Here is a 22,372-nt window from a genome sequence, read left to right on the forward strand (position 1 = left end):
TGGTTTTATTTTTGTTGGCTTCTAAAAAAATGAGTTTCAAAGATAGCAGAATTACCTACATTATCAACAACTTCAATTTTTAAATCATTTGCTCCTTCGGCAACAATTGAATCATCAAAAGTATGGGTGATTTTCCTGGTTTTATTTTCATATTCAAACAAAATCCATTTTCCGTTTAAGTATCCATTGTAGGATTTAATCCCTGATGAACTGTCATTGATCGTAAATGCAATTTTCTTTTGATCACTTATCCATTTACCTTCGATAGGTTTAGCAATTTTAATAGTTGGTGCAATGGTATCCAAAACTAATCCAAATTGGCCCAATATTTTAGATTTTGCAGTAAAAACATCTCCCTTTCTTATCGTACCATTATAACTGGCATTATTACCAGTAAGCCTGCCTATAAAAAGTTTATCCCTTAATGATTCCGGATAAAGGCTGTCTTTTATTGTAATGGTAAAATTAGAATGAACAGGAACGGTATCGTCATGAATATAAATACGATTATTCTTTACATCAAAATTTAAATTAAAATCCTCGTAAAAGGTTCCGGCAGGAAAAAATACAGACATATTATCTTTTTCGAAATTGGCGTCTTTATTTGTTTTTATAAAATATTTTGACGCTACAGGTTCTGCATTGACAATTGGAGTTGCACTATCATATTCAATTGGAACGGTAATGGAACTCAAATTACCAAAATAATCCGAAACTTCAATTCGGTACGTAGAAGCAAGATTCGGCTCGACCGGAATAATTCCGCGAAGAGAATCTGTTTTAATAATACTTAAAGCAAAAGGCGTTTTCATAAAAAGTTTCTGAACACGCTGCCCTGATTTTTTATATTTTGCATAATCAATGAATGCATTTATATACCTCATTTCATCAAATGAATAAGTATTGAATTGGTAATTGTAATTCTGATTTCCGTTAAAAAAGGCTGAAACATTAAAAACACCATTTTTATTAAATGAAACATCATCAAAATCTACCGCCGAAATTCCAAAACCAATTTTTCCATTCGCCTTTACTTTCCCAGCCAAATATGTTCCGTCTTTTTGAAGCGTAAGATTTAACAACAAAGGCAATTTAGACTGATTTACCGTAGCATTGTCTAACGGATAAACATAAACACTTGAAACGGTAGGTTTTTTAGTATCTTTTATTTCTTTATCAAATCCGAAGAATATTGGATTTATTACAAATTCGGTTTTAGTATCGCGAATTTCAAAATGCAAATGAGGCCCTTCTGATGAACCTGTATTTCCTGAAAGTGCAATTATTTGTCCTTTCGTAACCGGAAGTTCAAAAGGTTTAGGAAACATTTCTATTTCATACGACTGCTCTTTATAATGAGTTTTGGTTACATAATCCTGAATTTCACCCACGGTAGTCTGTAAATGACCATAAACAGAAGTATATCCGTTTGCATGCGTAATATAAATACATTTACCGTTCCCGAAAGTTGAAATTTTTATTCTGGAAACATATCCATCAGCAATTGCATGTACGCTTAATCCTTCTCTTTGATTCGTTTTTAAATCGAAACCTGCATGAAAATGATTTGGCCTTAATTCCCCAAAATTACCGGAAAGCTGCATCGGAATATCAAGCGGAGCACGAAAATCTTCTTTGGGATATTGGGTCTGTGCAAAAATAAAAGGGCAAAAAAACAGGGTGAGTAGTGAGAGTTTCATAAACAACATTTTTGCTAAGATAAAAAAATCTAAAGCCAAAAACGAGGAAAAAGCTACAAAAATACAATTGATTGAATTTCATTTATTTGGTTATTTTTAATGTAAAAAAATCGATAAAAAATTGCATTAATAAAAAGGAATACTAACTTTGTATGATTAAGTAATGAATAGGATTTACAATGAGTGTAATTGCAGAAATAATTGATACTCTTGAATATAAAGTCGAAAAGCTTTTTGAGAAGTCAAAAGGTTTGGAGAAAAACAATCAGGTTTTAAGATTAGAATTAGCCAAAGCTGCGCAAATCATCCAGAAACAATCTGAAGAAATGGAAGCTTTGAAGAAGCAATATGACACACTTAAGATAGCCAATTCGTTGCTTGGCAGCGACAATAACAAGAGAGAGACAAAGCTTAAAATAAATTCATTAATTCGCGAAATTGACTACTGTATAGCACAACTATCAGACTAGAAAGACATGGACGGAAAGCTTAGAATTAAAATATCAATCGCAGACAGAGTTTACCCACTAACGGTTGAACCAGCTCAGGAAGAAGGACTTAGAAGTGCTTCTAAAAAAATTGATGCTATGATCAAGCAATTCGAAGAAAGTTACGCGGTTCGCGATAAACAAGATGTTCTGGCTATGTGTGCCTTGCAATTTGCATCACAAGTAGAACAAAAACAAATTGATAACGCAATCGATGGCGAAGAAACCATCGAAAGAATTAAAAGATTAAATTCGCTATTAGATCAATATCTCGAAAATTAAACGTTCTTTACAGAAACTAAGATACTGCCTACATTAGTTCACAATTGGTAAACTCAACACTAACAAATTAAAGTGAGTGAATCTTCGCTACTATAGTATGCCCCGATTTATTGGGGAAACTTGAACAGTGAGTTAGCTCAAAACTTGTCTTTACGAGTTTATTCAAGCAATTAATGTAGGCTTTTTTTATATATAAATTTTAACAAACATGGACATCATAACGATCATTATTTCAGGTATTATAGGGATTGCAGCAGGTTTTGCAATCGCTAAAATTATCGAAAAAAGCAATATTTCTAACTTAATCAAAAATGCAAAAAAAGAAGCTTCTTCCATTTTAAAAGACGCCAATTTAGAAGCTGAAAACATTAAAAAAGATAAAATCCTTCAGGCAAAAGAAAAATTCATTGAATTAAAATCAGAGCACGAACAAGTTATTCTTGCCAGAGACAAAAAAGTAGCAGAAGTAGAAAAAAGAGTTCGTGATAAAGAATCTCAAATTTCAAATGAATTGTCAAAAGCCAAAAAAGTGAATGATGATTTTGAAGCTAAAACAAATGAATACAATAACAAAATTGAAGTTTTAGATAAAAAACAAGCTGAAGTTGACAAATTACATAAAAGTCAATTGCAGCAACTTGAAGTAATTTCAGGACTTTCTGCAGAAGAAGCGAAAGAGCAATTAGTTGAAGGATTAAAAGCCGAAGCTAAAAGCAAAGCAATGTCGCATATTCAGGATACTATTGAAGAAGCTAAACTTACTGCTCAGCAAGAGGCTAAAAAAATTATCATTAATACAATTCAAAGAGTTGGAACTGAAGAAGCAGTTGAAAATTGCGTTTCGGTTTTTAACATTGAGTCTGACGATGTAAAAGGTAGAATTATTGGTCGTGAAGGTCGTAACATCAGAGCTCTTGAAGCTGCAACCGGAGTAGAAATCATTGTTGATGATACACCAGAAGCTATTATCCTTTCTTGTTTTGACCCGGTTCGTAGAGAAATTGCCCGTTTGTCATTGCACAAATTGGTAACTGACGGACGTATTCACCCGGCGCGAATTGAAGAAGTTGTTGCTAAAACAGCCAAACAAATTGATGACGAAATTATCGAAGTTGGTAAACGTACGGTTATTGACTTAGGAATTCACGGTTTACACCCTGAATTGATAAAAGTTGTAGGTAGAATGAAATACCGTTCTTCTTATGGACAAAACTTATTGCAACACTCAAGAGAAGTTTCTAAACTTTGTGGTATCATGGCTGCTGAATTAGGCCTGAATGTAAAACTTGCTAAAAGAGCCGGTTTACTTCATGATATTGGAAAAGTTCCGGATACTGAAAGCGATTTACCTCACGCATTATTAGGAATGCAATGGGCAGAGAAATATGGCGAAAAAGAAGAAGTTTGCAACGCTATTGGAGCTCACCACGATGAGATCGAAATGAAATCATTACTTTCTCCTATTGTTCAGGTATGTGATGCTATTTCAGGTGCAAGACCAGGTGCAAGACGTCAGGTTTTAGACTCATACATTCAACGTTTGAAAGATCTTGAAGAAGTAGCTTACGGATTTAGCGGTGTAAAAAATGCATATGCAATCCAGGCAGGTAGAGAACTTCGTGTAATTGTAGAAAGCGAAAAAGTTTCTGATGATAATGCAGCAAACTTATCTTTCGAGATTTCACAAAAAATTCAAACTGAAATGACTTATCCAGGTCAGGTAAAAGTTACAGTAATTAGAGAAACGAGAGCAGTTAATATTGCCAAGTAATCTCCCAAACATTATAAAAAATAACAAAGGCTATCTTAACGGATAGCCTTTGTTGTTTATATTAACCTGAAAATATTGTTTAAATATCATTAAAAACAATTTTAAAGCTTGTCCCTACTCCAACTTCACTTTCTACAGAAATACTTCCTTTCATAGCTTCAATTTGATTACGTGTAATATACAATCCTATTCCGCGGGCTTCATGATGCTTATGAAATGTTTTATACATCCCAAACAATAAATCACCATAAATATTAAGATCAATACCCAAACCATTATCTGTAATTTTTAATGATTTAAAACCTTCAGGTTCAATTCCAAAATCAAATACAATAATTGGGTCGCGATCCGGATGTGCATATTTTATGGCATTTGTTGCAAAGTTCAGCAAAACACTTTCCATATATGCCGGATTAAAATTAACGGTGAGATATTTAGGAACGTTATTAATAATCTTAACATTCTTTTGTTTATCAAATCCTTTAATAGTAGAGATCGTCTTTTCGATGTAATCACATAATTTTAAAGGGACAACAGCAATATTTATATTACTTTGTGTCTTTACAATCTGAGTTAGATTTGTAATTGTATCGTTCAAATCATTAGAAACAGTTCTTAGATGTTCTAACATCTCATCAACAGTTTGTTTATCAACATCAGCATCAATAAAATCCAGAATCGACTTAATATTGCCAGCCTGAGTATTTAGATTGTGTGAAACGATATGCGAAAAATTAACCAGTCGGCTATTTTGATCACTGTATAACTTCATTGTTTTTAGAAGTTCCAACTCTTTTTCCTTCTGCAAAGAAACATCTGTATGCATGCCAATTACTCGTAATGGCTTACCATTTTCATCTCTTTTGATAACTTTTCCGCGATCGAGAATCCACTTGTAATTGCCGCTTGAAGTCATTACACGATGATAATTTTCATAATACGGAATCTTATTTTCAAAATGTTCCTGAATGTCAGAATAGTATTTGGGCAGGTCTTCAGGATGAACAATTTTATCCCAACGTTCGGGATCATCGACTACATCACTTGAATCTAATTCTAAAATTTTTAATGATAATGAGGAGTAAAAAACCCTATTGGTTACCATATCCCAATCCCAAATTCCGGCTGTAGATGCATCAAGGGCAAACTGAAATCGTTCTTCGGATATACGAAGTTTTTCTTCTTTGTCTTTTAGTTCTGTAATATCAGATACATGTCCGTAAAAACTAACACAACCATCTGCAGATAATTCGGTTTTCGAAGAAACTTTAAACCAGCGTAATCCTTTTTTAGGCAAAACAGCTCTAAATTCGACATGCCATGGTTTTACTTCTTTTCGCGCTTTTACTAGAGATTCAAAAAACAAATCGCGGTCCTGAGCATAAATCCTCTCATAAATAATGATTTTGGGATCATTAGAAAACATTTCAGCACTAAGCTCAAAAATTTCATCAGCTGATTTACTGACAAGGGGAAAAGTATAATTATTATCGCAATCGATTACAAACTGAAAAAGTAAATCAGGCATTTCTGCAAACAACTTTTTATAAAAATTATTTACCTCTAAGCAATCTTCATTTCCATACAAATCAAAAACCATACATTACTTATTTTATGTAGATTCAATTATTCAAAAAATAATATCTCAACAAAAAAGAATAAAAAAGCTTTACTTCATGTTTTTTTTATTTCCTGATTAATACAAAATATCACACAATATATTAAATTTTCGCTTAAAATGAGGCGATTAGTTAAAAAATTATTTTCGCGGATGATACGAATGCATGACTTCTTTTAAGAAACTTCTGTCTAAATGTACATAAATTTCAGTAGTGGTTATGGATTCATGTCCCAACATTAATTGAATCGATCTTAAATCGGCACCATTTTCAAGTAAATGTGTTGCAAAAGAATGGCGCAACGTATGCGGACTGATGTTTTTATGCAAATTTATTTTTACAGCCAAATCTTTTATAATCGTAAAAATCATTGCCCGGGTAAGCTGATTTCCCCTTCGGTTTAAAAACAAAGTATCTTCATGCCCTTTTTTAATATTCAGATGCACCCTAACTTCTTTTTGATAGATCTGAATGTATTTTTGAGTCAATTTACCAATTGGAACAAAACGTTCCTTATTTCCTTTTCCGGTAATTTTTATAAAACCTTCATCAAAAAACAAATCGGATATTTTGAGCGTAACCAACTCTGAAACCCGAAGTCCGCAACCATATAAAGTTTCTATCATAGCACGATTTCTTTCGCCTTCATTTGAGCTTAGATCAATAGCCGCAATCAGGGCATCAATTTCCTGGAGAGATAAAGTATCCGGTAATTTTCGTCCGGTTTTAGGGGTTTCGATTAATTCAAGAGGGCTGTCATTTCTATAATCCTCAAAAATCAGGTAATTAAAAAAACTTTTTAATCCTGATATGATTCTTGCCTGTGAACGTGGATTTACCTCTTTCGCTACAGCATAAATAAAATCCTGCACAGTTTCATCTGTAATCTTCAAAGGCGAAACTTCAATTTGATTTGTTTCTAAAAAAAGACACAATCGCTCAATATCAAAACTATAATTTTCGATTGTGTTTTTAGACATTCCCCTTTCGATCCGCAAATACGATTGATAATCTTTTATATATCTGTCCCAATTCATACTTACAAAGTAAAACATTTTTAGGCATAAAAAAACCTTCCGGATTAGGGAAGGTTTTTAAATATCTAAAATTATAGATTAGAATTTATACGCCGCAGTTAATGCCAAAACGTTGTTTGTATATCTATTGTCATAATAATATCCATCATAACGATCGTTGTAATCATAAACATTAGATAAACCAATAGTATAACGAGCACCTACAGAAAAATTATCTGTAAAATTATATCCTGCTCCTAAATTAAAAGCTACATCAACAGATTTTTCATCATCAATGTTTTTACTCGAAACTAAAAACCCAAGTTGTGGTCCGGCTTCAACACTAAATTCTTTTGTAATATAATATTTAGCGACTACAGGAACATTGATATAGTTTAAATTTACGGTATAGTCACGCTCACCACCATATCCATCAAATTTTGCTCCTTGAGCAGAAAATAAAAGTTCTGGCTGAATGTATAATTTTTTCCAAATATTGATTTCAGCAAAACCACCTAATTGAAAACCTACTAATGCATTCGCCTCATCAACACCGCCTATAGTAGCAATATTAAGACCGCCTTTTACTCCAAATCTAGTTTTTTGAGCATTTGTAAACCCGAATGCCATTATTGCAATGGCACATAAAATAATCTTCTTCATTTTATTTTTTTATGGTTAAAATTAATGGACCAAATATAAAACTATAGAAAGAAAAAAAGGACTTGTTTTTTAACAAAAAAATTATAATTGAATTTAATTATGTTAAAATAAATTTATTGTTAACTAAATATAAAAAAAAGCCTCCCATATCTGGAAGGCTCATTTTTATACACTAATATATTTTTAGAACTTATATGCCAAAGACAATGCAAGGTTGCTATTTTTAGCACTATCGTAATAATCATCTTCATTATCAATATCTTTATCAGAAATAGGAGATAAACCAATAGTATAACGAAGGCCAATTGAGAGATTATCAGTAAAATTATATCCTGCACCTATGTTAAAACCAAAATCTACTGATCTTGTATAATCTTTAATATCTTCACCATCTGCTTTAGCTGATAATAAGATACCTAATTGTGGACCTGCTTCAACACTAAATTTTTCAACGATATAATATTTTGCAAGAACTGGAATGTTCAAATAATTCAATTTAGTATCGAAATCTTCTCCAAAAGGACCATCAAATTTAGTTCCCTGAGCAGAGTATAAAAGTTCCGGCTGGATAAAGAATTTTTCAACCACTTTGATTTCTGCAAAACCCCCAACGTGAAAACCTACCAAAGATTTAGTGTCTTCGACATCTCCTCCAACTACAGTTGAAAGGTTAAGACCTCCTTTTACTCCAAATCTTGTTGATTGTGCATTTGTATATGCAAATGCCATAACTGCGATCGCAGATAAAATAATCTTTTTCATTTTATTTGTTTTGGTTAAATTTAATGATCAAATATAAATATATTCTTCATAAAAAATAATTTGTATTTTAACAAAAAAAGTGGTAATTAGAAACATAATCCTATTAAAAACGAACTAATAAATTTTAATTTGTTATATATCAAACAAATAGAAAACCTTCTCATTAGTAAGAAAGACTTTAATGTTAGAAAATTTTATAGAATTGCAATTTGTAATTAAAACCAATTTTCCGAGGCAAAATACGACATCATTACAAATGTAAATTTTAACTTTTCTAACCAATAATTCAAGATAAAAAATAATCAAACATCAAAATATCCTTATTAAAACAAAATAATTTTTAAATTAATTTGAAATAAAAATCTGATTAATTAAAAATATTTATGAGTGTTTTAAAACTGCAACAACCCACTTAAATAGAGCATATTACACAACTAAAACAAAAAAACATGAGAAATTTAGTAATTATTTAAACCAAAATATAAAACAATAAATTCCTAATTCTGTAGTTTTGACTGTAAATAACATTTAAAAAATACCAAATTTTAAAAAACACTTTTTATGAAAAAGATAATTTTAGCAGCTGTTCTGTTCATCGCAACTTCAGCTACAATACAAGCACAATTATTAAAAATTGGGGTAAAAGCAGGGGTTAACTTTGCTAATCAAACAGGAGATGCTGCATTTGACGGAATTTCTGTTGATAAAGAAGGTATTACAAGTTACCACGCAGGTCTTGTTGCAGAAGTAAAATTATTAGAAAAGTTTTCTATCCAGCCAGAACTTTTATATTCTACTCAAGGAGCAACTTATAAAAGTGCAGGTGAGGAATTTAAAAACGAATTAGGTTATTTATCTATTCCGGTAATGGCTAAATTTTACTTAAGCAAATCATTTAGTTTAGAACTTGGACCACAAGCTTCATTTTTATTAAGCGAAAGAAATGATTTTGACGTTAAAAATGGTGAAACATTCGAATTTGGTTTAAACGCAGGTTTAGGATTTAAAATTACAGAAAGTATATTTGTTCAAGGACGTTACGGTTTAGGATTAACAGAAGCTTCTAAAGATGCAGATGTTAAAAACTCTGTATTCCAGTTATCAGCTGGTTTTATGTTCTAAAAAATATATCACATACTTTTACAAAAACCGTTCTATTAATTAGAACGGTTTTTTTATTTTTACACACATTCTAAAATGCTTTTGGCGAGGTATAAAATAAAACCAATTACATTTAAATAAATCAAAATTATCATATGAAAATTTGCATTATCAACGGACCCAATTTGAATCTTTTAGGAAAAAGAGAACCCGAAGTTTACGGAAGCCAAACTTTTGAAGATTACTTTGAAACGTTGCAAACAAAATTCCCGGATATTGAACTTTCTTATTACCAAAGTAATATTGAAGGCGAATTGATTGGGAAAATTCAGGAATGCGGTTTTACTTATGACGGAATTATTTTGAATGCCGGAGCTTATACGCATACTTCAATAGGTTTAGGCGATGCTATAAAAGCGGTTACAACTCCAGTTATCGAGGTTCATATTTCGAATACTTATGCACGTGAAAGTTTCAGGCATCAATCGTATTTGTCCGGAAATGCAAAAGGTGTTATATTAGGTTTTGGATTAAAAAGCTATGAATTAGCGCTTCAATCGTTCTTGTAAGTCTTTTTTTTTAACAATTTTTTAATAAGCTCATTTTTAACTTATTCTATTTTTGTTAGAGAAACTACTTCCATGAAAAACTATACTTTACTCGCCTTTTTATTTTTTTCGATTTCAAATTTTGCCCAAATAAAGGGAACCATAACGGATGAAAAAGGTAATCCGTTGCCTTTTGTTTCGGTATTTGAGGAAAACACATATAGTGGAACAACTTCTAACGAGCAGGGAAAATACCAACTTAACGTAAAAGAAATTGGTAAAAATAAAATCACTTTTCAGTATTTAGGATTCAAAACTCAAAAAATAACAGTTTCTAATAATTCAAAAACAATTACACTTGATGTAAAAATGCTTGAAGAAAGCTTTGCATTAAATGAAGTTGTTATTGATCCTAAAAATAATCCTGCAGATGCAATTATTAAAAGCGCAATTGCAGAAAAAAAAGAGAACTCAGATAAAACTGCCCGATATACTGCAGATTTTTATTCGAAAGGAATGTTTAAAGTTAAAGATTTACCCAAAAAAATCCTTGGCAAAAAAGTAGATCTTGGCGATGATATGGCTTCAAATCTGGATTCTACAGGAACAGGAATTTTATATTTATCTGAAACTATTTCGAAAATTACTTTTCAAAAGCCCAATAAATTAAAAGAGAAAATTATTGCTTCTAAAATCTCCGGAAACAATAAAGGTTACAGCTACAATACAGCTTCATTGTCGACTTATGACTTTTATGACAACACGCTGGATTTTGATGTTAAACTCATCTCCCCCATTGCTGACAACGCTTTTAGTTACTATAAATATAAACTTGAAGGCACTTTTTATGATGATAACAATCAACAGGTTTATAAAATAAAAGTGTTGCCAAAACGAGATAAAGAACCTGTTTTTGAAGGTTATATTTATATTGTCGACGACAGTTTTGCAATTTATGCCCTTGATTTAGACATAAAAGGGTATAGAATGAAAAATGAATTTACTGAAGTAATGACTCTCAAACAAAGCTTTAGTTATAATGCACAAAATAAAATATGGACAAAAAATGCCCAAACACTTGACTTTACGGCAGGAATCTTTGGTGTAAAATTCTCCGGAAAATTCAACTATGTCTATTCAAATTATGAATTTCCTGCCTATTTTGAAAAGAAAACCTTTGGAAATGAAATTGTTGCTTTTGAAATTAATGCAAATAAAAAAGATGATGCTTTCTGGAATCAAATTCGTCCAATTCCCCTGACCATTGAAGAAAGCACGGATTATACTAAAAAAGACAGTTTGCAAACTATTAGAAAATCTCAAAAATATACAGATTCGATAGATGCAAAAAACAATAAGTTCAAAATTTCGGACATTTTAATGGGTTATGATTATAAGAATACTTTCAAAAAATATTCTTTTGATTATAAAGGTTTACTAAACATCTCTTCTTTAAGTTTTAATACTGTTCAGGGATTTAATTTAGATTCCGGTTTCTCCTTTAAAAAATGGAATGAAGAAAAAGGAAAAAGCACCTCTGTAAGTACAACTTTTAATTATGGTTTTTCAGATGAACGTTTTCGGGTTGTTGGTGAATTCAGTCATAAATTCAACAACATAAATTATGCTACCATTGGAGTTTCAGGAGGAACAAAGGTTGCGCAGTTTAACAGCTTTGAACCTATAAGCAAATTGATTAATTCTATAAGTTCTTTATTTTTTAAAGATAATTATATGAAATTGTATAATCTGGAATATGCGCAGGTAAATTATTCACAAGACATCTTAAATGGTGTAAAACTGATTGGAAAAGTAGCTTATGAACAAAGAAAACCGCTTTTTAATACTACTGATTATTCTTTCTTTAAAAGAGATGATGTGTATTCGTCTAATAATCCTTTGGCGCCAAATGATTTTACAACTCCCGCATTTGATCCTCATCATTTATTTAAAGCAGCTTTAAGCACACAAATTAACTTTGGTAACAAATACATTTCAAGACCTGACGGAAGATATAATTTTAAAGATGATAAATATCCAACTGTATTTTTAGCTTTTGAAAAAGCATTTGCTGCCAGCGAGAAAAAATATGAATTTGAACGCATTGGAGCTTCTGTAGTTTATGATTTGTCATTAGGCAATAAAGGAATTCTTGGGATGAATTTAAGAGCAGGAAAGTTCTTTAATGCTGAGAATATTTCTTTTGTTGATTACAGGCATTTTAATGGCAATCAAACACATATTGGAACAAGCGATCGTTATCTGAATGTTTTCAATTTAATGCCGTATTATGCCAATAGTACAAACGATAGTTATTTTGAAATGCATTTAGAGCATAACGATACCGGATTTATTATGAATAAAATACCATTATTGAATCTCTTAAAATCGACTATAAATATTGGTTTCCATTCGCTGGCTATTCCGGATAGAAAACCTTACACCGAGTTTACTGTAGGCCTAGATAATCTGGGGTTTGGTAAATTTAAATTATTCAGATTGGATTATGTTCATTCTTATCAAGGCGGAATTCAACAAAATGGCGTTGTGTTGGGGATGAAGATTTTAAATGTTTTAAACTAGGTACAAAGTAGCAAAGGTTCAAAGCAACAAAGGTATATGCTATGAGAAGTTCTTAACTTCACTTGAACTGACATAATATCAATAAAAAATCCGTTTACTCTTTTAAGAATAAACGGATTTTAATTTTAAAGATTCGCAACATATATAAAACCTTTGCTACTTTGCTACTTTGAGCCTTTCTTCTCAATGATAATCATCTGGCTCAATATGAATTAAAACATTCCCTAATTGAGGTATTTTTTCTTTTAAAGTATCTTGTAATCTGTGTGACAAATCATGTCCTTCTTTTACTGAAATTTTAGCTGAAACAATAGCATGAAGGTCAACATGATATTTCATTCCGGCTTTACGGATAAAACATTTTTCAGTCCCTAAAATACCTTCTACGTTTAAAGATTTAATTCGAATTTCTTCGACTAAATCATCATTTAGGTTCTCATCCATTATTTCGCCAAGTGCAGGTCTGAAAATTTTATAGCTGTTATATAAGATAAAAAAAGCAGCGAAAAGTGCTGCCCAATCATCTGCTGATTCATACCCTTTTCCCATGATTAGTGCAATCGAGATCCCAATAAATGCGGCTATAGAGGTAATAGCATCACTTCTATGGTGCCAGGCATCTGCTGCAAGAGAAGAACTATTTGTTTCTTTGCTTCGTCTCATTACCAAACGAAACGAGTATTCTTTCCAGACAATAATTGCTCCTAAAACATATAATGTCCAGGATTTTGGCAGTCCGTGCGGAGTTTGAATATTTGCAATACTTTCGTAACCAATAATTGTTGCTGAAGTAATTAAAAAACCAACAACCAAAAAGGTAATTAAAGGTTCTGCACGGCCATGACCGTACGGATGATTTTCATCTGGCGGTTTATTAGAATATTTGATCCCGAATAAAACCAAACAAGACGAAAATATATCCGCTGTTGATTCTATCGCATCTGCAATTAAGGCGTAAGAATTGCCAAAAAAACCTGCCAGACCTTTTACCAGGGCCAGGCAGGTGTTTCCAACTATACTAAAGATAGTAGCTTTTACAGCTTTTTGTTCATCTGTCATTTAGACTATTTTTTTGCCCCGAATTTCACAAATTAAAAATTCATAAAATTCGGGGCTAACTCTTATTACGCTCTCACGATTTTTGCTCCAATAGCTCTCAAACGCTCATCGATACGCTCGTATCCACGATCAATTTGTTCAATATTTTGAATTGTACTTGTTCCTTTTGCTGAAAGAGCTGCAATCAATAATGAAATTCCGGCACGAATATCCGGAGATGACATTGTTGTAGCTTTTAGCTGAGATTCAAAATTATGCCCCATAACTACCGCTCTGTGCGGATCGCATAACATAATTTTTGCTCCCATATCTATTAATTTATCTACGAAGAACAAACGGCTTTCAAACATTTTCTGGTGAATTAAAACATCGCCTTTTGCCTGCGTTGCCACAACCAAAACAATACTTAATAAGTCAGGCGTAAAACCTGGCCAAGGAGCATCTGCAATTGTTAAAATAGAACCATCAATATCTGTTTTTACTTCGTATCCGTCTTTATGAGCAGGAATATAGATATCGTCACCTTGTTTTTCGATTGTAATACCTAATTTTCTAAAAGTATTCGGGATTAAACCTAAGTTTTCCCAACTTACATTTTTGATCGTGATTTCACTTTTTGTCATAGCCGCAAGACCAATCCAAGAACCAATTTCGATCATATCCGGCAAAATTGTGTGCTCACAACCACCAAGGCTTTCAACACCTTCGATAGTCAGTAAATTAGATCCAACTCCTGTAATGTTTGCTCCCATTGAGTTTAACATTTTACACAATTGTTGCAGGTAAGGCTCACAAGCTGCGTTGTAAACTGTCGTTTTTCCTTTTGCCAAAACAGCAGCCATAACAATATTTGCTGTTCCGGTAACTGATGCCTCATCAAGCAGCATATCTGTACCTTTCAGTCCTTCTGCAGGAGTTTCTACTCCGTAAAAGTGATCTTCTCTGTTGTATCTGAATTTTGCTCCAAGGTTAATAAAACCCTCAAAGTGAGTATCTAAACGACGACGGCCTATTTTATCTCCTCCCGGTTTAGGAATATATCCTTTCCCGAAACGAGCCAATAATGGTCCAACAATCATAATAGAACCACGAAGTGCTCCACCTTCTTTTTTGAAAGCTTCGGTTTCTAAATATCCAACATTTACTTCATCAGCCTGAAACGTAATCGAACCCGGTTCATTGCGTTGAATTTTAACTCCTAAATTACCCAACAAGGTGATTAATTTGTTGATGTCAATAATATCGGGAATATTATTAATTTTTACCTTATCTCCCGTTAGAAGCACGGCACATAAAATTTGTAATGCCTCATTTTTTGCTCCCTGCGGAGTAATTTCTCCTTTTAAAGGAATTCCTCCTTCGATTTTAAAAATTCCCATATTTTTCTTTTAGGTTCTGAGTTACTAAGGTTCTGAGGTTCTAAGTTTTTCTCTTAGTCGCTTAGCTACTTCGCAACTTTTTTATTTCTGATTGTTTATTTTAAGCTTCTTAGCTACTAAGACTCTGAGGTTCTAAGTTTTTATTTACGACAAAACCTTAGCAACTTAGTATCTTAGACACTTCGCAACTTTTTTATTTCTGATTATTGTTTTTTTGAAATGGCTTTGGTTTCCCTGGTCCTTTGTTGTTTTTGTTGCTTTGGATTTTTGGTTGTCCCGGTGGCGTAATTTTGTTTGACATACGTTTGTTGGTACGCAATAAATCAGTTGTATTCAAAAGCTCTTCTGTGCTTTGTAATAAATTGATTTTTCCTCCTGACAATTCAAATAAATGTTCAAAAATCACATCATCTTTTACGGTGTCTTTGTTCCAGCTCAAGTATGATTTTTTCATGTGATTGGCAATTACCAATACCAATGCATTTTTCATTTCGCCTTCTTCCCATTTATTGGCAACATCAATCATGTATTTGATGTTGTTACCATAAAATCTGTATTTTGGAAAGTTTTGCGGGTATTGCAAAACATCCGGTTTTAACTGCAATACATCTCTTGACGGAATTGGATATGGTGATTCAACATTCAATTTAAAATCAGACATGATAAAAAGCTGATCCCATAATTTATGCTGAAAATCAGGCACATCACGCAAATGCGGATTCAGACTTCCCATAACCTGAATGATGTATTTCGCTGCTTTATTGCGCGTTTCATCATCTTCAATAATAGTTGCCTGATCGATCAGTTTTTGTAAATGACGACCATATTCCGGAATAAGTAAACGCTGTCTTTCAGAATTGTATTCTAAATTAAAGACAACATCATTCGCGACTTCTTTTTTATATTTTTCGACCATAATTTATAATGAAACTATACCTTCTATAGTAGAAACTTCTTTGTATTTGCTAATAACCTGGTCAGCACTATGCATTGTAACATCTACAGAAACGCTGGTAAATTTACCCGTTTTAGATTTTGTGGTTTTAATAACCGCGCCCATACTGTCAAAAGCTTTTTCAACCCGTTCGACATTATCGTCGACCGTTGGCACTATAAATTTATACAAATATTCTGCAGGCCAAGTATTTGAGTTATCTAACTCTACCTTTAATCTTTCGTAAAATTCGGCGGTGTTTTTTTCTTTATCGTTCTCCATTTGCACATTAAAATAGAACGCAAATATACGGTTTTGAGTTTAGATTTTTGAGTTTAGATTTTAGATTTTTTAGGACGAAACTCAGGATGATTTTTTGCCACGAATTTCACTGATTTTCACTAATTAAAATTACCTGTTAAAACTCTATATTTTACACTGTTTAGTTCTGGTTAATAAATTAAAAATTCGCGGAAATTAGTGGGATTCGTGGCAAAATTTTATATTTGAAAAACTTTGCGCCTTTGCTCCCGATAGCTATTGGGATTATAAATTAAACCATATCACAATGAAAAGAATTATCATCTTAGCTTTTATTATTCTCACGTTTCACAATATTCAGGCTCAGGAAATCAAAACCATGACTTATTTCCAAAATGATACACTAAAACTAGATCTGGATTTGTATTTGCCAAAAAAGAAAACTAACGAAAAAACTCCGCTAATTATTTTTGCTTTTGGAGGAGGTTTTTCCGGAGGGGATCGTGCAAGCGAAAAAAGTTTCGGATTATTTATGGCACAAAACGGTTATGCCGTAGCCAGCATTTCATATAGTTTATACATGAAAGGAAAAGATTTTGGATGTAAAGGAACTTTACCTGAAAAAATAAAAGCCATACAAATTGGTGTAAGCGATATGTGGCAGGCAACTTCTTATTTAATAGAAAATGCCAATACATATAATCTCGATACTTCGAAAATATTTATTTCAGGAATTAGTGCCGGTGCCGAAATTGGCTTTCATGCTTCTTTTTGGGATTACAAACTCATGAATCTTTATAAAAACAATTTGCCAAAAGACTTTAAATACGCCGGATTTATTGGCGGCTCAGGAGCGATTCAGGATATTAATTTAATTACAAAAGAAAAAGCGATACCAATGTTATTGTCGCACGGAAACAATGACGACACTGTTCCGTATAGTGCGGGCTCGCATCGTTCCTGCCCAACAAATTCTTCGGGTTGGCTGATTCTATTTGGATCTTATGCCGTTTACAATCATATGAATGATTTGCATAAAGATATTGAACTGATTACTTTTTGTGGCGGTGGTCATGAATTCTCAGGTTACCTTTTTCATCAGGGACAACAATATGTATTAGATTTTGTAAATGATGTTTTGAAAAGAAAAAAATTTGAATCACATATTATTGTTCCTTCAGAGAAAAAAGGCGCGGGTAATGGGAAATATTTGTTTTGTGAGTAATCTTGTATTAGTAAAATGGAAATAACCAAGTCAGATATTCAAAAGTTGATAGAAGTCAAAAAAGAAGACACTATCAAGAATCATTTTCTTTACTCAATTACAAAACAATATAAATCATTTGGAGAAATTAAAGAGAACACAATTAAAGTGTGGAAAAGAACAAATACCACAGGAATGTCCTATCCGATTTTCACTTTTGAATTTAATTCTGAAAATAAACTTATAAAAACCACTGATAAATTAAATCCAATTGCAAAGTTTTCACAATTATTATTTCCCTTGTTCTTCTTTTTTCCTTTACTATTAAACGCTTTTACTGATTTTGAATTCAAGCGTTTCTTCGCCTGCATAAGTGCTTTTCTCTTTTTAACTTTTGTATGTTATTTAGTCAGTAATAAAATATCTAAATATGAGAAAAAAGAGCAATTAAATGATTTTTACAAAATAATTGGTGTCAAAACAGAAGACAAACAAGAACGAGAATGGTCCAAATCTAAAATACTAACAAGATTATTTACTTACCCATTTTGTTTTGCATTAATATTAATCAGTATTTTTTCAATTATTCCAGAAAGAGGATTTCTATTAGCAATTCCAATGCTTGGAATTATTGGAATCTATTTATATTGTGATCTAAAGCTTATTTTTAAAGATAAAAAGATCAAAAATAATTCGGCTAAAGCCAAAACCTAATCAAATCGTTTATTCCGTTGGTTGAAACCAACGGCTATTCAAAATTAAAATTCGTCAATATATATCATCTCAACTGGACTGAAGTTCAGCCCTACAATATTTGCCGAGCCTACGGCTTTTTTTTCAATTCCGAAGGAATGATTTATTTTATAGAGCTGAACTTTAGTCCAGTTTTAGCAGAAAACAGAACGTTTATCCCCTAAAATTGCGAAATCATTGGCTCAACGTAAAATAATCTTTTTAAATACCAATAAGTTTAGGTAAATTTGCGCTTTATTTTAAGAAAGTGCAAAAACAAATCATAGTTCTCATTGGTGGCCCGGGAACGGGAAAATCTACTCTTATCAACGAATTAGTGGCTCGTGGCTACTGTTGTTATCCTGAAATTTCAAGACAAGTTACTCTCGAAGCACAGCAACGAGGTATCGATCAATTGTTTCTGGAACAGCCTTTATTATTTAGCGAAATGCTGCTTGAAGGACGCATTAAACAATACGAAGATGCACTTGAAGAACCGGATAATGTAGTTTTTATAGATCGCGGAATCCCCGATGTTGTAGCTTATATGGATTATATTGGTGATGATTATCCTGCACATTTTACAAAAGCGTGCGAGGACTTTAAATACACTAAAACTTTTATTTTACCGCCTTGGGAAGAAATTTATGAATGCGACACAGAGCGCTACGAAAATTTTGAACAGGCATTGACAATTCAGAAACACCTTGTTGAAACATATAAGAAATATGGCTACGACTTAATTGAAGTACCAAAAGATACGGTTGACAATAGAATTCTTTATATCTTAGATAAAATTTAGGCCTGTTTTAAAGTTGTAAAACTAGAAACTGATTTCTAAATTTTTTAACTTTAAAACGAGACCAATGCCAGAAGCTCAGGAAATTCTTTTAAAATACTGGAAACACAGCAGTTTCAGACCGTTGCAAATGGAAATCATTGACTCGGTTTTAGACGGTAAGGACACTTTTGCATTACTCCCAACCGGTGGCGGAAAATCGATTTGTTTTCAGGTTCCGGCAATGATGCAGGAAGGCATCTGTCTGGTCGTTTCACCCTTGGTTGCCTTGATGAAAGATCAGGTGGCAAATTTGCAAAAGCGAGACATTAAAGCCATTGCACTGACGGGCGGAATTCATACTGAAGAAATTATCGATCTTCTGGACAATTGCCAGTTTGGAAATTATAAGTTTTTATATCTTTCTCCGGAGCGACTTCAGTCAGACTGGATTTTGGAACGCATTAAAAATCTTCCTATAAATTTAATTGCGATTGATGAAGCGCATTGTGTTTCGCAATGGGGACATGATTTTCGTCCGGCATATTTAAAGATTTCAGAACTTAAAAAATACTTTGTCAAAATTCCGTTTTTAGCTTTGACTGCTACAGCAACTCCACGAGTTATTGAAGATATTAAAACAGAATTGGGCTTAAAAGATCCGGTACTTTTCCAGCAATCTTTTGAAAGAAAAAACATTGCTTACATGGTTTTTGAAGTCGAAGACAAATTGTATCGCACAGAACAAATTTTAAAGAAAAATCCGCAGCCTTCTATTATATATGTACGAAATAGAAAATCGTGCCTGAATATGTCGGCGCAATTACAATCTTTAGGATTCAAGGCTACCTATTATCACGGAGGACTTTCGGCTAAAGAAAAAGACAAAAACATGCAATTATGGATGTCTGAACAAGCGCAGGTTATTGTAGCAACAAATGCGTTTGGAATGGGGATTGATAAAGACAATGTAAAAACAGTTATTCATACCCAGCTTCCTGAGAATATAGAAAACTATTATCAGGAATCCGGAAGAGCGGGACGAAACGGCGAGAAAGCATTCTCGGTTGTATTAACCAATTCATCAGACAGTATGCAGTCTGAACAACAATTTTTAAGCATTTTACCGGATAAAAAGTTTCTGAATACTATATATGTTAAACTTTGCAATTATTTTCAGATTGCTTATGGCGAAGGTTTAGATGATTCTTTTTCGTTTAAACTAAATCACTTTTGCCAGAAGTACGACTTCCCTACCCTAAAAACATATAATGCTTTACAGTTTTTGAATCAGCAGGGAATCATTACAATGTCTCAGGAATTCTCAGAAAAAATCACCATGCAGTTTTTGATCGAATCAAAAGAAGTCATTAGATATATGAGCCTGAATTCTAATGACGAAGAAATCATTCTGGCGATTTTAAGGACTTATCCCGGAATTTACGAAATGAAAACACCTTTTAATATTTCGCTAATTGCAAAAAAATCCAATCGTACCGAAGAACAAGTTGCCGCAGTCTTAGAAAAATTAAGAGAAAAAGAAATTATCGATTATAAATCGAAAAATAGTGACGCCACCATATTATTTAATGAAGTCAGAGAAGATGAATTAACTATAAACAGAGTTGCCAAATATCTGGAAAAACAGAATCAGCTTAAAAAAGATCAGCTTTTATCTGTGCTATATTATATAAAGGACAGAAAAACCTGCAAAAACAGATTAATTTTAGATTATTTTGGAGAAGAGACAACAGAGAACTGTGGTGTTTGTTCCTATTGTATTACACAAAAAGGCAAAATAACCGAAGCAGATTCAATTGCTGATAAAATTCTACATGTACTAAAAACGGCCGCTTTGACTTCGAGGGAAATTCAGTCCCAAATAAAATTAGATACAAATGATGTAATTCTGGCACTTCAGGAATTACTTGAAAACAACTATATAACCATTCAGGCAAACAATAAATACACTTTAAAACTATAATGGAAAAATTGAGAATTATATTTATGGGAACTCCGGAATTTGCTGTTGGCATTCTGGATACCATTATTAAAAACAATTATGATGTTGTTGGCGTTATTACAGCGGCAGATAAACCGGCGGGACGTGGACAAAAAATAAAATATTCGGCAGTAAAAGAATATGCACTGGCAAACAATCTTACTTTATTACAACCTGCAAATTTAAAAGATGAAGGTTTTCTTGCCGAGTTAAAAGCACTAAATGCCAATTTACAAATAGTTGTTGCCTTTAGAATGTTACCAAAATTAGTTTGGGAAATGCCAAAATTTGGAACTTTTAATCTTCACGCTTCTCTTTTGCCAAATTATCGTGGTGCCGCACCTATTAACTGGGCTATTATTAATGGCGAAACCAAAACCGGAGTTACTACATTTTTTATTGACGACAAAATTGATACCGGTGCAATGATCTTAAATTCTGAAATTGCTATAGAACCGGCAGAAAATGCAGGACAATTGCACGACCGATTAATGGTATTAGGAAGCGAGACTGTAATTGATACCTTAAAAGTTATTGAAAACGGAAATGTAACAACAACTATCCAGGAAGATGATGCCGAAATTAAAACGGCTTACAAACTAAATAAGGAAAATTGTAAGATCGACTGGACAAAATCCGGAGACGAAATCAATAATTTAATTCGAGGTTTAAGTCCATATCCTGCATCCTGGTGTTTTCTAAAAGATAAAAATGAAGAGTTAAGCATCAAAATATATGAGGCAAAATTAATTTCAGAAACACATTCTTTTGAGGTTGGAAGTTTGATTAGCAGTAAAAAAGAAATCAAAATTGCGGTTGAAAATGGTTTCATTCAGCTCATAAGTTTACAGTTACCCGGAAAAAAGAGAATGCAGGTAGCAGAATTGCTAAACGGGATAACTTTTTCTGATAGTGCAAAGGTCTATTAAGCTCAGTAAAACAGGGGTTTGTACTTCTTTTAAGACGATTAAGCTCCTGCGTTATGAACAAAAAAAGCAAGTTATTAACAATTTTTGCTAAAAATAAAGAAAACACTTGCAAGGAACGGATTTCCTACTAAATTTGTGTATTAACAATTTTTTTTAACCAACAATTAATAACTAATTATTATGAACAAATCAGAATTAATCGATGCTATCGCTGCTGATGCAGGAATTACAAAAGCTGCGGCAAAATTAGCTTTAGAGTCATTTTTAGGAAACGTAGGAGCTACTTTAAAAAAAGGTGGTAGAGTTTCTTTAGTAGGTTTTGGATCTTGGTCAGTATCTGCTAGAGCTGCAAGAGACGGAAGAAACCCTCAAACTGGAAAAACGATTCAAATCGCTGCTAAAAATGTTGTAAAATTCAAAGCTGGAGCTGAATTAGAAGGTGCAGTGAACTAAGTAAGAAAGTTCTCTAAACTTATAATATAATTAAAACCCTCCTCGTGGAGGGTTTTTTTGTGCGGTTTATCGATTTTATTTGGGTTTTTAAAAATTTTATGATTAAAT

General features: G+C 32.6%; 21 protein-coding genes. 12 read left to right on the forward strand and 9 right to left on the reverse strand.

Annotated features, from left to right (window positions below; all coding sequences use genetic code 11):
• Positions 1 to 5: 5 nt before the first annotated feature.
• Complete coding sequence (locus RC62_RS01425; protein WP_055091941.1) at positions 6 to 1,700, reverse strand: M23 family metallopeptidase; 1,695 nt, start codon at positions 1,698 to 1,700, stop codon at positions 6 to 8.
• Positions 1,701 to 1,879: 179 nt separating this feature from the next.
• Here RC62_RS01425 and RC62_RS01430 point away from each other — a divergent pair, with 179 nt between their 5' ends.
• The 3 genes from RC62_RS01430 to rny all read left to right on the forward strand — a co-directional run bounded on the left by RC62_RS01430 (position 1,880) and on the right by rny (position 4,241).
• Positions 1,880 to 2,170, forward strand: coding sequence for a hypothetical protein (locus RC62_RS01430; RefSeq protein WP_055091878.1), 291 nt, complete (start codon positions 1,880 to 1,882; stop codon positions 2,168 to 2,170).
• Between the two features lie 6 nt (positions 2,171 to 2,176).
• The gene (locus RC62_RS01435; RefSeq protein ID WP_012022231.1) at positions 2,177 to 2,470 is read left to right on the forward strand and encodes a cell division protein ZapA; all 294 of its coding nucleotides are present in this window, start codon (positions 2,177 to 2,179) and stop codon (positions 2,468 to 2,470) included.
• 208 nt (positions 2,471 to 2,678) lie between these two features.
• Positions 2,679 to 4,241, forward strand: a complete 1,563-nt coding sequence (gene rny / locus RC62_RS01440) for a ribonuclease Y (RefSeq protein WP_055091880.1) — start codon at positions 2,679 to 2,681, stop codon at positions 4,239 to 4,241.
• Positions 4,242 to 4,320: 79 nt separating this feature from the next.
• Here the strand turns inward: rny and RC62_RS01445 are convergent, their stop codons facing one another.
• The 4 genes from RC62_RS01445 to RC62_RS01460 all read right to left on the reverse strand — a co-directional run bounded on the left by RC62_RS01445 (position 4,321) and on the right by RC62_RS01460 (position 8,301).
• Complete coding sequence (locus tag RC62_RS01445) at positions 4,321 to 5,841, reverse strand: sensor histidine kinase (protein ID WP_055091882.1); 1,521 nt, start codon at positions 5,839 to 5,841, stop codon at positions 4,321 to 4,323.
• Positions 5,842 to 6,000: 159 nt separating this feature from the next.
• On the reverse strand, positions 6,001 to 6,897 hold the full coding sequence (gene xerD / locus RC62_RS01450) for a site-specific tyrosine recombinase XerD (RefSeq protein ID WP_055091884.1): 897 nt from the start codon (positions 6,895 to 6,897) through the stop codon (positions 6,001 to 6,003).
• Positions 6,898 to 6,975: 78 nt separating this feature from the next.
• Positions 6,976 to 7,539 (reverse strand): porin family protein, encoded by a 564-nt coding sequence (locus tag RC62_RS01455; protein ID WP_055091886.1) that lies wholly within the window; start codon positions 7,537 to 7,539, stop codon positions 6,976 to 6,978.
• A 183-nt stretch (positions 7,540 to 7,722) separates the two neighbouring features.
• Entirely contained in the window at positions 7,723 to 8,301 is a 579-nt protein-coding gene (locus RC62_RS01460; RefSeq protein ID WP_055091888.1) for a porin family protein, read from the reverse strand.
• 561 nt (positions 8,302 to 8,862) lie between these two features.
• On the opposite strand from RC62_RS01460, the gene RC62_RS01465 reads away from it, so the two are divergent.
• The 3 genes from RC62_RS01465 to RC62_RS01475 all read left to right on the forward strand — a co-directional run bounded on the left by RC62_RS01465 (position 8,863) and on the right by RC62_RS01475 (position 12,533).
• The gene (locus RC62_RS01465; protein WP_055091890.1) at positions 8,863 to 9,423 is read left to right on the forward strand and encodes a porin family protein; all 561 of its coding nucleotides are present in this window, start codon (positions 8,863 to 8,865) and stop codon (positions 9,421 to 9,423) included.
• A 134-nt stretch (positions 9,424 to 9,557) separates the two neighbouring features.
• The gene (gene aroQ / locus RC62_RS01470; RefSeq protein WP_055091892.1) at positions 9,558 to 9,971 is read left to right on the forward strand and encodes a type II 3-dehydroquinate dehydratase; all 414 of its coding nucleotides are present in this window, start codon (positions 9,558 to 9,560) and stop codon (positions 9,969 to 9,971) included.
• A 72-nt stretch (positions 9,972 to 10,043) separates the two neighbouring features.
• On the forward strand, positions 10,044 to 12,533 hold the full coding sequence (locus tag RC62_RS01475) for a DUF5686 and carboxypeptidase regulatory-like domain-containing protein (protein WP_055091894.1): 2,490 nt from the start codon (positions 10,044 to 10,046) through the stop codon (positions 12,531 to 12,533).
• A 183-nt stretch (positions 12,534 to 12,716) separates the two neighbouring features.
• Here RC62_RS01475 and RC62_RS01480 read toward each other — a convergent pair whose 3' ends face one another.
• The 4 genes from RC62_RS01480 to RC62_RS01495 all read right to left on the reverse strand — a co-directional run bounded on the left by RC62_RS01480 (position 12,717) and on the right by RC62_RS01495 (position 16,187).
• The gene (locus tag RC62_RS01480; RefSeq protein ID WP_055091896.1) at positions 12,717 to 13,592 is read right to left on the reverse strand and encodes a cation diffusion facilitator family transporter; all 876 of its coding nucleotides are present in this window, start codon (positions 13,590 to 13,592) and stop codon (positions 12,717 to 12,719) included.
• Between the two features lie 65 nt (positions 13,593 to 13,657).
• On the reverse strand, positions 13,658 to 14,971 hold the full coding sequence (gene murA, locus RC62_RS01485) for a UDP-N-acetylglucosamine 1-carboxyvinyltransferase (RefSeq protein ID WP_055091898.1): 1,314 nt from the start codon (positions 14,969 to 14,971) through the stop codon (positions 13,658 to 13,660).
• A gap of 193 nt (positions 14,972 to 15,164) precedes the next feature.
• Entirely contained in the window at positions 15,165 to 15,887 is a 723-nt protein-coding gene (locus tag RC62_RS01490; RefSeq protein WP_055091900.1) for a DUF4290 domain-containing protein, read from the reverse strand.
• A 3-nt stretch (positions 15,888 to 15,890) separates the two neighbouring features.
• A complete protein-coding gene (locus RC62_RS01495) occupies positions 15,891 to 16,187 on the reverse strand; it encodes a DUF493 family protein (RefSeq protein ID WP_055091902.1) in 297 nt (98 codons plus the stop codon).
• A gap of 286 nt (positions 16,188 to 16,473) precedes the next feature.
• Here RC62_RS01495 and RC62_RS01500 point away from each other — a divergent pair, with 286 nt between their 5' ends.
• The 6 genes from RC62_RS01500 (at position 16,474) to RC62_RS01525 (ending at position 22,264) form a co-directional block, all read left to right on the forward strand.
• Entirely contained in the window at positions 16,474 to 17,391 is a 918-nt protein-coding gene (locus tag RC62_RS01500) for an alpha/beta hydrolase family protein (protein ID WP_055091903.1), read from the forward strand.
• A gap of 15 nt (positions 17,392 to 17,406) precedes the next feature.
• Entirely contained in the window at positions 17,407 to 18,084 is a 678-nt protein-coding gene (locus RC62_RS01505) for a hypothetical protein (RefSeq protein ID WP_055091905.1), read from the forward strand.
• Between the two features lie 286 nt (positions 18,085 to 18,370).
• Positions 18,371 to 18,904, forward strand: a complete 534-nt coding sequence (locus RC62_RS01510; RefSeq protein WP_055091907.1) for an AAA family ATPase — start codon at positions 18,371 to 18,373, stop codon at positions 18,902 to 18,904.
• 64 nt (positions 18,905 to 18,968) lie between these two features.
• Positions 18,969 to 20,864: an ATP-dependent DNA helicase RecQ gene (locus RC62_RS01515; RefSeq protein ID WP_055091909.1), complete on the forward strand. Its 1,896-nt coding sequence runs from the start codon at positions 18,969 to 18,971 to the stop codon at positions 20,862 to 20,864.
• Complete coding sequence (gene fmt / locus RC62_RS01520; protein ID WP_055091911.1) at positions 20,864 to 21,811, forward strand: methionyl-tRNA formyltransferase; 948 nt, start codon at positions 20,864 to 20,866, stop codon at positions 21,809 to 21,811. Before RC62_RS01515 ends, fmt begins: the two co-directional genes overlap by 1 nt.
• A gap of 180 nt (positions 21,812 to 21,991) precedes the next feature.
• Positions 21,992 to 22,264, forward strand: a complete 273-nt coding sequence (locus tag RC62_RS01525; RefSeq protein WP_017498096.1) for an HU family DNA-binding protein — start codon at positions 21,992 to 21,994, stop codon at positions 22,262 to 22,264.
• Positions 22,265 to 22,372 lie beyond the last annotated feature (108 nt).

Source organism: Flavobacterium aquidurense (genome assembly GCF_001404985.1).
Lineage (GTDB): Bacteria > Bacteroidota > Bacteroidia > Flavobacteriales > Flavobacteriaceae > Flavobacterium > Flavobacterium aquidurense_B.